The following is a 12,609-nucleotide window of genomic DNA, read 5'->3' on the forward strand; positions in this document are numbered from 1 at the left end:
AGATCAAACGATCGCAGCCTGCGGCAGTTCCTACAGTCGGTGTAGGAGCTACCGAAGGCTGCGATCTTTTGCTGTCAGGAAAACGCATCCAACTCAATTACTAATCCACCCGGCATCTGCACAAAGATCTGCCAGATCCCCTCGCCCGGCACTTGCGCCAACTGGTACGGCAATCCACTCTCACGCACCCGCCGCAACACAGTTTCCGCCGGCTCATCGGTGCGAAACGCAATGTGGCTGAGTTCAGTATCATCGAAAGTTGGCTGCTCGATCACATGCACCACGGCGTGCGCGTCCTGATACAGCCAGCGGCCGGGAAACGGAAACGGCGGCCGACGCCCCGGCGCCAGCCCCAGCAATGCCGCGAAATTGTCCTGCAACGTCTGGCCGTCAGCGGTGTTGAAAGCCAGATGATCGAATGTCCACGTCATGCTCATCTCCTGCGGTTATTCACTGATTGCAGTATCCACACTTGCCAATCACGGAAAAATCCCGCTAAAACGCAAAGATCTTTAAAGGATTTTTACCAATGAGCTCGATTCTCGATCTGGAGATCTTCGTCCGCGTCGCCGACTCCGGGAGCATTTCCGCCGCCGCCCGCGCATTGGAGCTGACACCGGCCGCCGCCAGCATCGCCTTGAAGCGTCTTGAAACCCGCCTCGGCATCCGCCTGCTGGCGCGCTCCACCCGGAGCATGCGCCTGACTGAAGAAGGCCGGCGCTATCTGGAAAGTGTGCGCCTTGCCCTCGCGACACTGGCCGAGGGTGAGCAGGCGCTCAAGCAGCAGAGCGAAGGCCTGAGCGGCGTACTGCAACTGGCGGCACCGTCGGACTTCGGGCGCAATGTGTTGTTGCCGTGGCTGGATGATTTCAAACGCGAACATCCGCACGTTCAGTTGCAACTGCTGCTGAACGACCGCCATGCCGATCTGTTTCGTGAAACCGTAGACGTGGCGCTGCGCTTCGGCGTACCGAGCGATTCGACGCTGGTGGCGTTGCCGATCCTGCCTGAGCATCGTCGCGTGGCTTGCGCCAGTCCAGCCTATTTAGCCCTTCATGGCACACCGCAAAACCCGAGCGAATTAACGAAGCACAGTGCCCTGCTCTACTTACGCAATGGTCGGCCTTACAACACCTGGCGTTTCAGTCGCGACGATGAAACGCTTGAAGTCGAAGTCCATGGCGACTATCTCAGCGACGACGGCGAAGTCGCCCGCCGTTGGGCACTGGCCGGGCATGGCATCGCTTACAAAGCCTGGCTCGATGTCGCCGAAGACGTGCGTGCCGGGCGACTGATGACCTTGTTCGATGACTGGCAAGGTGAAAGTGTGCCGTTCAATTTACTCTGCCCACATCGGGTGCAGGTATCGGAACGGGTCCGTGTGTTGCAGGCGTTTTTGCAGGCACGCTGCCGAGGCTTGAGCCGATAATTCACTTTGCCGCGTCGCACGCTTCTGGTATTTGATTAAGGCATTCCCACCGACAAAGGGATTTTGGCATGAGCTATCGCACACTGGGCCACTCGGGGTTGCAGGTGTCCACCCTCACCCTCGGCACGATGATGTTTGGCGAACAGACCAGCACCGAGGAGTCGCTGCGCATCATCGACAAGGCCTGGGATCAGGGCATCAACTTCATTGATACCGCTGACGTGTACACCAATGGTCGCTCGGAGGAGATCGTCGGCGAAGCGATTGCCGGCAATCGCCATGAATGGGTCTTGGCGACCAAGGTGGGATTCGGCCCGGTGGACGGCGTACCAAACCGCAGCGGTTTAAGCCGCAAACATATCTTCAACGGACTCGATGCCAGCCTGACTCGGCTCGGCACTGATTACCTCGACATCTATTACCTGCACCGCGAAGACCACAACACGCCACTGGAAGTGACGATCTCGGCGATCGGCGACCTGATTCGTCAAGGCAAGATTCGTTATTGGGGCCTGTCGAACTATCGTGGCTGGCGGATCGCCGAGGTGATTCGCATCGCCGACAAACTTGGCATTGATCGCCCGGTGATCAGCCAGCCTCTGTACAACATCGTCAACCGTCAGGCCGAGACCGAACAGATTACCGCTGCGCAGACGTATGGTCTGGGTGTGGTGCCTTACAGCCCACTCGCCCGAGGCGTACTCAGCGGCAAATACGCGCCAGACGTAACGCCAGACGCCAACAGCCGTGCCGGCCGGCAGGACAAACGCATTCTGGAAACCGAATGGCGGGTGGAGTCGCTGCGCATTGCCCAGCAAATTCAGCAATACACCGAGGGCCGTGGCGTCGGCATCGTCGAGTTTGCGATTGCCTGGGTGTTGAACAACAGCGCAGTCACATCGGCAATTGTCGGGCCTCGTACTGAAGCGCAGTGGGACGCGTACACCAAGGCGCAATCGGTGAAGATCACGGCGGAGGATGAAGCGTTTATCGATTCGCTGGTGACACCAGGCCATGCCTCGACACCGGGGTTCAACGATGTAAGCCATTTTGTGTCGGGTCGCAAACCGCACCGGGCTTAAGATTTTTCCCTATCCCTGCAACAGCCGATACAATCGGCTGTTTTTTCATTGAATCGAGCACGATCAAACGGAATCAGTGATCGTTCGGACATCGCCAGGGATTAATCATGTTCAATCGCCCCGTTGAGGTATCAAAAAAGTCTTTGCGTGGGCTGCTGTTTAATCTACTCGGCGAGAAAAAGCAGTGGCGTCAGCCCGTTGCGGCCGTAACTGCCGGGGATCGCACGCCCTCCATTAATTACCGCGCTGATGTTGATGGACTTCGCGCAATCGCTGTTCTGCTCGTACTGATTTTTCACGGCGGACTGGCGCTTTTCCCCTCCGGTTTTATTGGCGTCGATATCTTCTTCGTGATTTCGGGGTATTTGACGACCTCGATCATCCTGAAGTCGCTGAACAACGGCACATTCACTTTTTCCGGGTTTTACACGCGTCGGATCTGGCGATTGCAACCTGCCGTCATCGCGTTGCTGGTAGCGACACTGATCGTCACAACGCTGCTGTACCTGCCCGATGACTATGTCGACTTTCTGAAAAGCGAAAAGTACACATCGTTAATCATCTCCAACCAGTACTTTTCCAAAGTGACAACGGGTTATGCCACGCCCGATGCGGCAAGCCTGCCGCTGTTGCACACCTGGTCGCTGGCTATCGAATGGCAGTGGTATTTGGTTCTGCCACTGGGGATGTGGTTGATCAACCGTTATGTGGCGAAAAAAGCCTTCAAAGCGGTGGTCTTCGCTTTGACCGTGGCGGCAATGGCACTCGCGTTGTATCTGTCTTACGCGCACCCCGAAAAGAACTATTACTTCTTCACCGCGCGAATCTTTGAATTGATGATCGGCTCCTGTGCCGTGATCTTCAGCACGGACAGGTTCAGACTCAATCGCCTCAGCGCGTCCCTGCTCTGTGCGCTCTCACTTGCCACTATTATCTACTGCGCTACCCGGGTAGATATCGTGTCGGGTTTTCCGGACTACTACGCCATTGCCGTGTGTCTCGCCACCGCAGTGCTGCTCTTTCAGGGCATAGGCGACGCCAGCATCACGTCAAAATTGCTGGCGTTCAAACCGCTCGTGTTTATTGGCACGCTCTCTTACTCCCTGTACCTGTGGCACTGGCCGATTCTGGCGGTGATGACTTACTTGGGCATCGCCCTCACGCCGATGATGACGGTCGTCTACTTCGTCTCCACCTTCGTGGTTGCCTGGCTGTCCTTTGTGCTGATTGAAAACAGATATCGAAAAGCCCGGGCTGGTTTTACCAAAACCCTGGTAGTGCTGATGATTTTGCCCGCCATCTGCCTGTCGATCCTCCACTCAGCCAGCGATATACACGAGGGTTGGCCGAACCGCTTCAACGAAGGCTACACCAACCTGTTCAACGGTTTGAAAGCGGCTGTTCCGGTGAGCCGTGAGGGTTGCCTGGGTGTCAGCGATGGTGCCGATCCCGGCTGCCTGATGGGCAGCGCGCAGGCAGCGCCGCAAGTACTACTGATGGGTGATTCGTTTTCAAATCACTACTGGGGCTTTGTTGAAACATTGGCGACGGATGCCAATCTTTCAGTTCTTGTTCAGGGTTACCCGGCATGTCTGGCGCTGCCCGGAATCTATTTGTACAACTGGAATAAATACAAGAACGCGCTTTATCAAAAGTGCCACGATGCCGCCCAGCGCTACTACGCCATGATCGCGAAGAAGCATTTTCAGTATGTGATTGTTGGCCAGTTCTGGGAGGCCTATCTCACCGATGCCATCGTCACCAAACTGGATGACCCGCGCAGTTATGAACTGTCGCAACAGCGCCTGGGCGTGGCGATCCGCGAAGCCCTGGATATCATCGTCAAATCGGGAGCTACCCCAGTCTTTTTGGAGAACACCCTGCCAATGCCGCCGGGTATCAACGAGTGCCTGTTAAAACAGGTCAAGTTGCGGGGTTTGATGGGGAGTACCGAGCAAAGCCGTCTCTGCGCTACGGTGCCATGGGCAGGCGATAAAGACCCCGTGCTGGAAAAACTCTTCAATGACCTGACTGCCGAATATCCGACGTTGATTGTGATCGATCCGAAAAGCACGCAGTGCAAAGACGGCACTTGCGTGACGATGGTCGACGGTTTGCCGGTCTACCGTGACATCGGCCACGTGACCGACTACGCCTCTTACCGGTTCGGGGAGATGTACCTCAAGCGCTATGGCAATCCGCTGAAGGCCAAGCCGTAAAAACTGACTACGCTTGTGTGTGTGTGGCAAATAATGAGCATCTGGCCAATATTCAGCACAAAAACCACGTATCCTTCGCGCCCCGTTTGATCACCCACTCGCGAGGACAGTTTGTCTAAAGGTATCGCTCTATCGGTTTCAGCCTCGGTGCTGTTTGCCGTCATGTATTACTACACCTCGCTGCTCACCCCGTTGAGCGGCGTGGAAATCTTTGGCTGGCGGATGCTGCTGACCGTGCCGTGCATGACCGTGTTCATGCTGGTGTCCGGGGAATGGCGGCGGGTGCTGGAGTTGGTTCGCCTGATGGCGGCAAAGCCGAAATTGATCGGCGGGCTGATTGTTTCGGCCGGCCTGCTCGGCGTGCAGTTATGGCTGTTCATGTGGGCGCCGCTCAACGGTTACAGCCTCGATGTGTCGCTGGGTTACTTCCTGCTGCCGCTGGCCATGGTGCTGACCGGGCGGATTGCCTATGGCGAGAGCCTGTCGTACCTGCAAAAGGTCGCGGTGTTCTTCGCGAGTCTGGGTGTGCTGAACGAGTTGTATCAGGTCGGCGGATTTTCCTGGGCGACGCTGGTGGTCGTGGTCGGCTATCCGTTGTACTTCGTGCTGCGCAAATACCTGAAAACCGACAACCTCGGCGGCTTGTGGGTTGATATGACCCTGATGCTGCCGGTGGCCTATTGGTTTGTTCAGGGCGGCGAGCAAGGCCTGGCCGTGTTCGACCAGTATCCGGCGTTGATGTGGCTGATTCCGCTGCTCGGCCTGATCAGTGCTTCGGCGCTGGTGGTTTACATTATTGCCAGCCGGTTACTGCCGTTCAGTCTGTTTGGTTTGTTGAGTTACGTTGAGCCGGTGCTGTTGCTCGGTGTGGCGTTGTTGCTGGGTGAAAGTATCAAGTCCGGTGAATGGTTGACGTACATTCCGATCTGGTTGGCGGTCGTTGTGCTGGTTTTTGAAGGTTTCAAGCACTTGATGCGGCAACGCCGACCTTAAATCCAACACAAAAAAAATCCCGGCCCTGCATCACTGCAGACCGGGATTTTTCATTTCAGTAGCCGGTTACTCGGTCGCGAGTACACCACGACGCACCTGGTCACGCTCGATCGATTCGAACAGCGCCTTGAAGTTGCCCTCGCCGAAACCATCGTCGCCTTTACGCTGAATGAATTCGAAGAACACTGGCCCCATCAGGGTTTCCGAGAAGATCTGCAGCAGCAGACGCTTGTCGCCCTGCTCCGACGAGCCATCGAGCAGAATGCCGCGCACTTGCAGTTGATCAACCGGTTCGCCGTGGTTCGGCAGGCGGCCTTCGAGCATTTCGTAATAGGTTTCCGGCGGCGCGGTCATGAAGCGCATGCCGATTTTTTTCAGGTGATCCCAGGTCTTTATCAGGTCGTCGGAGAGGAATGCGACGTGCTGGATGCCCTCGCCATTGAACTGCATCAGGAACTCTTCGATCTGCCCGGCGCCCTTCGAGGACTCTTCGTTCAGCGGGATGCGGATCATGCCGTCCGGCGCAGTCATCGCTTTCGACGTCAGGCCGGTGTATTCGCCCTTGATGTCGAAGTAACGAATTTCGCGGAAATTGAACAGCTTCTCGTAGAAGTTCGCCCAGTAAGCCATGCGACCGCGGTACACGTTGTGGGTCAGGTGATCGATGATCTTCAGGCCGGCACCGACCGGGTTGCGGTCAACGCCTTCGATGAAGACGAAGTCGATGTCATAGATAGAACTGCCTTCGCCGAAACGGTCGATCAGGTACAGCGGCGCACCGCCAATGCCTTTGATCGCTGGCAGGTTCAGTTCCATGGGACCGGTTTCGATGTGGATCGGCTGGGCACCGAGTTCCAGTGCGCGGTTGTAGGCTTTTTGCGAATCCTTGACCCGGAACGCCATGCCACATACCGACGGGCCGTGCTCGGCTGCGAAGTACGAAGCAACGCTGTTCGGTTCGTTGTTGAGGATCAGATTGATCGCGCCCTGACGATACAGGTGCACGTTCTTGGACCGGTGGGTCGCGACTTTGGTGAAGCCCATGATCTCGAAGATCGGCTCAAGGGTGCCAGGAACAGGCGATGCGAGCTCGATGAATTCAAAGCCCATCAGGCCCATTGGGTTTTCGTATAAATCTGCCATGGTGGCGCCTCATCATTTCTTATCAATTAACCAGGGTTATTTGTCAGTAATGCTGAGACCGGTGGGTGGCGCGCAGGAGATGCCACGCACACTGCGGGCGAGGAAGTCACCGTAGATCAGTTGAAACCCGAATATCTTCATTGTCGACCCAAGGCTCTTGCGGGCGAGGCTTCTGCTGCCAGAAGACGATTATTATTGTATGCGTAACCCGATTCTACACAGCGTAAATAGGGTTGTCTGCCCTCTCTATAAAATCCGCTTTTTTGGCGCTGGTGCAAGGAGATTGTTGCTAACGTATATTGCCCTGCATTCCGCACACCCCGGGCAGATGGCCAGCGCGGCTATTTATAGAGTTGGCCGCACGCATAGCTGACGATGAGCGGCACAAGCGTGAACGGCCATCTATCATCCCCTCTAACTGAGCAGTTTCTCAGTGATGCGCCGTTGCCCGGCCTGCATTCAAGATCCCACTTTCATGCGACAGGATGCGCTCATGCCTTTAACTATCAGAACCCGCCGCAAGCGCATGACCCGCATCGTCGTCACACTGTTCAGTGGCTTGCTCCCGGTTTTACTGGGCAGCTTAATTCTTTATATGCAGGCGGAACGAACGCTGCAGCAAAGTTCACAACAGACCGCCGAGGAGGCGTTGCGTCAGTTTGAGTTGATGCTCGACAACACCGCCCAAGCCGCTCAGGAACTGCTCCCACTGGCCGGCCAACGCTGCGAAGACGTCAAATTGGCCCTGCGCGAGCAAGTCACCCGCCGCCCTTTCGTCCGCTCCACCAATCTGGTGTGGGAAGACAACCTCTATTGCAGCTCGTTGTTCGGAGACTATAAGGAAGCCGTCAATGCCGGCGACTACAACGATGGCAAGTTGTGGTTGATGAACGGCAACCCGGTGACGCCCAATACGGCATTGCTGGTGTATCGACTCAGTGAAGGTCGCGGCGGTGCATTGACGACACTGGATGGCTATCACTTGAGCAACATGCTGCGCCTGATCGGCCGGCAGACGCTGCTGTTGCTGCAAGTGGGCGACAACTGGTTGTCCGCCGATGGCAAAGTCCATCAAGGTGCCCTGCCCGCTTTCCCGGTAGCGCAAAGCATGCTGGATTCTTCCCGCTATGCATTCAACGTGTCTGCCGGGTTTCCCAGCGGTGAAACCTGGCGTTATATGGCCCACGAATACCCGCCGCTGTTCAGCCTGCTGATTTTTTTTGGTGTGGTCTCGGGCGCAATCGGGCACGTCTTGCAAAAGCGCTCCACTTCGCCGAGCCATGAAATGCTCCGTGCCCTGGAAGCCGGCGAGTTCATTCCGTACTTCCAGCCCGTGGTTCATGGCGATAGCAAGAAATGGTCGGGCGCCGAAGTCCTGATGCGCTGGAATCACCCCAAGGAAGGCCTGGTGCGTCCGGATCTGTTTATCCCGTTCGCCGAGCATTCGGGCCTGATCGTGCCGATGACCCGCGCCTTGATGCAGCAGACCGCAGCATTGCTCGGGCCACAGTCATCGACCTTCGCCACACCGTTTCACATCGGCATAAACATCACGGCAAGCCATTGTCAGGATCTGGTACTGGTGAAGGATTGCCACGAGTTTCTCGCCGCCTTCGTTCCCGACAGCATCCACTTGGTGCTGGAGCTCACCGAGCGCGAGCTGATCGAGCCCACCGACACGACACGACAACTGTTCGAACAGTTGCGCGCGCTGGGTGTGATGATCGCCATCGACGACTTCGGCACCGGTCATTCGAGTCTTGGTTACTTGCGCAAATTCAATGTGGACTTCCTCAAGATCGACCAGAGCTTCGTTGCCATGATCGGCATCGATGCTCTCTCACGGCACATACTGGACTCCATCATCGAACTCTCGGCCAAGCTTGATCTGGGCATTGTTGCCGAAGGTGTCGAAACTCAGGCGCAAGCCGACTATCTGACCGCGCACAAGGTCAACTTTCTACAGGGTTATCTGTACGGCAAACCCATGCCGGGGGCAGACTTCATTAGTGCATTAAGTCATCATTAACTAAATTGACTTAAGCGTCGCGCACCGACAAGACGCACCAAATTGATACAAAAAGTCCACTGCTGTTACATGAAGACAACATCAGGATTTACTCCTGAGGCATTAACAACTACAATTTTTCTTGCCTGCGCAAAGATTGGCAGGTGAGCCAATTATCACCGAGTCGCTACAGGGCTCTTGGCTTATAGCTTTGTTTGCGGTTGGTATCAGCCAAATACACTATTGGAGTAAAGATATTGTCCAGACTCGCTGAATTTCGTGCAGCTGAAAAGGCCCTTCAGGAACAGCTCAAGCAGTTGGAATCGCTGAAGAACGATGCCGGGCTCAAGAAAGAAATCGAATTCGAAGAAAAGCTCCAGGGGCTGATGAAAACCTACGGCAAAGGCCTGAAAGACATCATCGCCATTCTCGACCCGAATCCGGCTAAATCCGGCCTGCAAACCGCTGCAGCACCTAAAACCCGCCGCGCTCGCGTGGTCAAGGTCTATCACAATCCGCATACCGGTGAACTGATTGAGACCAAGGGCGGCAACCACCGTGGCCTGAAAGCCTGGAAGGAACAATACGGTGCAGGCACCGTTGACTCCTGGTTGCGCGGTTAATCTGACGCCAACAAAAAGCCCTGCATACGCAGGGCTTTTTTTATTGACAATATCTAACAAATGAAATGAATTTCATCGTTAAAGTTGCGACTTTTCTGTAACGTTTCCGAGCCAGCGAGCTAAACATTTTGCTGCTCGATGTTGCGACCCGGAGCAACGTTAAACTTTATGCTTAATCCCTTCGGGTATCTAATCCTGTCTTGAATAGAGCAGGCGTCTAAAGTTTTAGGCTGTTTTTCACTGCTGCTATTTCGTCTGAACTCGCCTTATAGACGTCAGCCTGACCGGCATACGAAAGGACATAAGCCTTATCCGCTTCGATGGCTGCGACGAGCGTTTGCGATAACACATGCCGACCGTTTTCAGTCACCGTACAAGTCGTCTCCAGAGCAGACAAAGAACCGAGCGTCGCAGGATGCACCTTGTTGCAGACACTTTGATAACCCCCCTGAAAAAAGTCCTTTTGTATCGACTTGCGCATTTCCAGCAACACGCCCTGCAAATTGACCTGGTGACCCGGCTCCACCTGAGTCATGGTCAATTCCATCACCATCACTTGATTGCCATCGGCATCATTCTTCACGGCCCGCTGCCGGAAAACCTGTGGCGCGGTATCAGCCAGCGCTTCGACCTCCCAACCTGCGGGCCAAGTGATGCCTGGCGGGTCGGCAAACACGGCCGGCGCGACAAACGCCAGGCCAAAGAAAACAAACAGGGTTTTGAACAGTCGGATCATTGCCGGCAACACTCGCAGATTGAGCCACAAAGTCTGAGGCCCACCCGCACACAGAGCAAGCCCGCGCTTTGGGTTTGGCGATGCCGGCAGGCATGCGTATCATTGCGCCCATTCACTCGCCCCATTGTTACGGAGGGCCTATGAGCCTGCACGAACTGAACACTTTCCCTGGCGTCACTGCCACCCCGGACAGCGCAACCCACAACTTCGTTTTCAACCACACCATGCTGCGTGTGAAGAACATCACCCAGTCGCTGGACTTCTACACACGCGTGCTGGGTTTCTCGCTGGTCGAGAAACGCGACTTCCCGGAAGCGGAGTTCAGCCTGTACTTCCTGGCCCTGGTCGACAAAGCGCAGATCCCGGCCGACGCCGCTGCCCGCACCGAGTGGATGAAGTCGATCCCGGGCATTCTGGAATTGACCCACAACCACGGCACCGAAAACGATGCTGAGTTTGCCTATCACAACGGCAACACCGACCCGCGTGGCTTCGGCCACATCTGCATCTCGGTGCCGGATATCGTCGCCGCTTGCGCGCGTTTTGAAGAACTGGGCTGTGATTTCCAGAAACGCCTCACCGATGGCCGCATGAAGAGTCTGGCGTTTATCAAGGACCCGGATGGCTATTGGGTTGAGATCATCCAGCCAGCACCGATGTAAAAAGATCGCAGCCTGCGGCAGGCTGCGATCTTTTGTTACACCCACACAAAACCCCATGATCACTCATGGGGTTTTGTGCTTTAAGGCTTGGCGTTTACGCCGGAGCCGAAGTACGGATCAAGTGATCGAACGCGCTCAGCGAAGCCTTGGCGCCCTCGCCCACCGCGATGACGATCTGCTTGTACGGCACAGTGGTCACGTCACCGGCAGCGAAGATGCCCGGGATCGACGTTTCACCACGGTTATCGACAATGATCTCGCCGCGTGGCGACAGCTCGATAGTGCCTTTGAGCCAATCAGTGTTCGGCAGCAGACCGATCTGCACAAAAATCCCTTCTAATTCGACGTTGCGCAGTTCGTCAGTATTGCGATCCTTGTAACGCAGGCCGTTGACCTTCTCACCATTGCCGGTGACCTCGGTGGTTTGCGCACTGGTGATCACAGTCACGTTCGGCAGGCTGTGCAACTTGCGCTGCAACACGGCGTCAGCACGCAGCTGTACATCAAACTCAAGCAAGGTTACGTGAGACACGATACCGGCCAGGTCAATCGCCGCTTCAACGCCGGAGTTACCACCGCCAATCACCGCGACACGCTTGCCTTTGAATAGCGGACCGTCGCAGTGCGGGCAGTACGCCACACCTTTGTTGCGGTACTCCTGCTCGCCCGGGACGTTCATTTCACGCCATCGCGCACCGGTCGCCAGAATCATGCTCTTGGCTTTGAGGGTCGCGCCGCTGGCGAAGCGGACTTCGTGCAGCTCGCCGTTTTTGCCCGGGATCAGTTTGTCGGCGCGCTGCAGGTTCATGATGTCGACGTCGTACTGTTTGACGTGTTCTTCCAGTGCAGTGGCCAGTTTCGGGCCTTCGGTTTCCTGCACGGAAATGAAATTCTCGATGGCCATGGTGTCCAGCACTTGACCGCCGAAACGCTCAGCCGCAACGCCGGTACGAATGCCTTTGCGTGCAGCGTAAATAGCTGCCGAAGCACCAGCCGGGCCACCGCCGACGACCAGCACGTCGAAGGCTTCTTTGGCGCTGATTTTCTCGGCTTGACGCTCGATGGCGCCAGTGTCGAGTTTGGCGAGAATTTCTTCCAGGCCCATACGGCCCTGGCCGAAGTTCTCACCATTCAAGTAGATGCTTGGCACGGCCATGATCTTGCGATCGTTGACTTCGTCCTGGAACAGCGCGCCGTCAATGGCGACGTGGCGGATGTTCGGGTTGAGTACGGCCATCAGATTCAGTGCCTGGACGACGTCCGGGCAGTTCTGGCAGGACAGCGAGAAGTAAGTCTCGAAGCTGAACCCACCTTTGAGCGAGCGGATCTGCTCGATCACTTCAACACTGGCTTTCGATGGGTGGCCGCCGACTTGCAGCAGGGCCAGCACCAGCGAAGTGAATTCGTGGCCCATCGGGATGCCGGCGAAGCGCAGACTGATGTCGGCGCCCGGGCGATTGATCGAGAACGATGGCTTGCGCGCATCATCACCGCTGTCGATCAGGGTAATTTGGCTCGAAAGACTGGCAACGTCTTTCAGCAGTTCCAGCATTTCACGGGATTTCGCACCGTCGTCGAGAGAAGCAACGATCTCGATCGGCTGGGTGACCCGTTCCAGGTACGATTTCAACTGGGCTTTAAGATTGGCGTCCAACATACGGGCGATTTCCTTTATTTGAGGCGAAAAAAAGCCCGAGCGAATCTCGCCCGGGCT

General features: G+C 56.1%; 11 protein-coding genes. 7 read left to right on the top strand and 4 right to left on the bottom strand.

Annotation, left to right across the window (positions count from 1 at the left end; translation table 11 throughout):
- Positions 1 to 74: 74 nt before the first annotated feature.
- Positions 75 to 431 (bottom strand): VOC family protein, encoded by a 357-nt coding sequence (locus ACA074_RS14885; protein WP_187679899.1) that lies wholly within the window; start codon positions 429 to 431, stop codon positions 75 to 77.
- 98 nt (positions 432 to 529) lie between these two features.
- Here ACA074_RS14885 and ACA074_RS14890 point away from each other — a divergent pair, with 98 nt between their 5' ends.
- The 4 genes from ACA074_RS14890 (at position 530) to rarD (ending at position 5,723) form a co-directional block, all read left to right on the top strand.
- Positions 530 to 1,429: a LysR family transcriptional regulator gene (locus tag ACA074_RS14890; protein ID WP_497677243.1), complete on the top strand. Its 900-nt coding sequence runs from the start codon at positions 530 to 532 to the stop codon at positions 1,427 to 1,429.
- A 68-nt stretch (positions 1,430 to 1,497) separates the two neighbouring features.
- Positions 1,498 to 2,511, top strand: a complete 1,014-nt coding sequence (locus tag ACA074_RS14895; RefSeq protein WP_489879524.1) for an aldo/keto reductase — start codon at positions 1,498 to 1,500, stop codon at positions 2,509 to 2,511.
- A 107-nt stretch (positions 2,512 to 2,618) separates the two neighbouring features.
- Positions 2,619 to 4,730: an acyltransferase family protein gene (locus ACA074_RS14900; protein ID WP_497677244.1), complete on the top strand. Its 2,112-nt coding sequence runs from the start codon at positions 2,619 to 2,621 to the stop codon at positions 4,728 to 4,730.
- 111 nt (positions 4,731 to 4,841) lie between these two features.
- Positions 4,842 to 5,723, top strand: coding sequence for an EamA family transporter RarD (gene rarD, locus ACA074_RS14905; protein WP_401263908.1), 882 nt, complete (start codon positions 4,842 to 4,844; stop codon positions 5,721 to 5,723).
- Positions 5,724 to 5,789: 66 nt separating this feature from the next.
- On the opposite strand, the gene hppD is transcribed toward rarD, so the two are convergent.
- Complete coding sequence (gene hppD, locus ACA074_RS14910) at positions 5,790 to 6,866, bottom strand: 4-hydroxyphenylpyruvate dioxygenase (RefSeq protein ID WP_497677245.1); 1,077 nt, start codon at positions 6,864 to 6,866, stop codon at positions 5,790 to 5,792.
- 493 nt (positions 6,867 to 7,359) lie between these two features.
- On the opposite strand from hppD, the gene ACA074_RS14915 reads away from it, so the two are divergent.
- Positions 7,360 to 8,895, top strand: coding sequence for an EAL domain-containing protein (locus ACA074_RS14915; RefSeq protein WP_497677246.1), 1,536 nt, complete (start codon positions 7,360 to 7,362; stop codon positions 8,893 to 8,895).
- A gap of 236 nt (positions 8,896 to 9,131) precedes the next feature.
- Positions 9,132 to 9,497 carry a histone-like nucleoid-structuring protein, MvaT/MvaU family gene (locus ACA074_RS14920; protein ID WP_187679905.1) on the top strand — a complete coding sequence of 122 codons (366 nt, stop codon included), beginning with the start codon at positions 9,132 to 9,134 and terminating at the stop codon, positions 9,495 to 9,497.
- A 217-nt stretch (positions 9,498 to 9,714) separates the two neighbouring features.
- Here the strand turns inward: ACA074_RS14920 and ACA074_RS14925 are convergent, their stop codons facing one another.
- The gene (locus tag ACA074_RS14925) at positions 9,715 to 10,233 is read right to left on the bottom strand and encodes a DUF4946 domain-containing protein (RefSeq protein ID WP_497677247.1); all 519 of its coding nucleotides are present in this window, start codon (positions 10,231 to 10,233) and stop codon (positions 9,715 to 9,717) included.
- A 140-nt stretch (positions 10,234 to 10,373) separates the two neighbouring features.
- Here ACA074_RS14925 and gloA point away from each other — a divergent pair, with 140 nt between their 5' ends.
- The gene (gene gloA / locus ACA074_RS14930; protein ID WP_497614148.1) at positions 10,374 to 10,895 is read left to right on the top strand and encodes a lactoylglutathione lyase; all 522 of its coding nucleotides are present in this window, start codon (positions 10,374 to 10,376) and stop codon (positions 10,893 to 10,895) included.
- Positions 10,896 to 10,989: 94 nt separating this feature from the next.
- On the opposite strand, the gene ahpF is transcribed toward gloA, so the two are convergent.
- Positions 10,990 to 12,552: an alkyl hydroperoxide reductase subunit F gene (ahpF, locus tag ACA074_RS14935; protein ID WP_497677248.1), complete on the bottom strand. Its 1,563-nt coding sequence runs from the start codon at positions 12,550 to 12,552 to the stop codon at positions 10,990 to 10,992.
- Between the last annotated feature and the right edge of the window lie 57 nt (positions 12,553 to 12,609).

It is taken from the genome of Pseudomonas sp. LBUM1655, assembly GCF_059716085.1.

What these genes read in the sequence shown, in the direction of transcription:
- ACA074_RS14915 (WP_497677246.1), top strand. Translation starts at nt 7,360, where the DNA reads ATGCCTTTAACTATCAGAACCCGCCGCAAGCGCATGACCCGCATCGTC.
- gloA (WP_497614148.1), top strand. Translation starts at nt 10,374, where the DNA reads ATGAGCCTGCACGAACTGAACACTTTCCCTGGCGTCACTGCCACCCCG.
- hppD (WP_497677245.1), bottom strand. Translation starts at nt 6,866, where the DNA reads ATGGCAGATTTATACGAAAACCCAATGGGCCTGATGGGCTTTGAATTC.
- ACA074_RS14900 (WP_497677244.1), top strand. Translation starts at nt 2,619, where the DNA reads ATGTTCAATCGCCCCGTTGAGGTATCAAAAAAGTCTTTGCGTGGGCTG.
- ACA074_RS14885 (WP_187679899.1), bottom strand. Translation starts at nt 431, where the DNA reads ATGACGTGGACATTCGATCATCTGGCTTTCAACACCGCTGACGGCCAG.
- ACA074_RS14895 (WP_489879524.1), top strand. Translation starts at nt 1,498, where the DNA reads ATGAGCTATCGCACACTGGGCCACTCGGGGTTGCAGGTGTCCACCCTC.
- ACA074_RS14925 (WP_497677247.1), bottom strand. Translation starts at nt 10,233, where the DNA reads ATGATCCGACTGTTCAAAACCCTGTTTGTTTTCTTTGGCCTGGCGTTT.
- ACA074_RS14890 (WP_497677243.1), top strand. Translation starts at nt 530, where the DNA reads ATGAGCTCGATTCTCGATCTGGAGATCTTCGTCCGCGTCGCCGACTCC.
- ahpF (WP_497677248.1), bottom strand. Translation starts at nt 12,552, where the DNA reads ATGTTGGACGCCAATCTTAAAGCCCAGTTGAAATCGTACCTGGAACGG.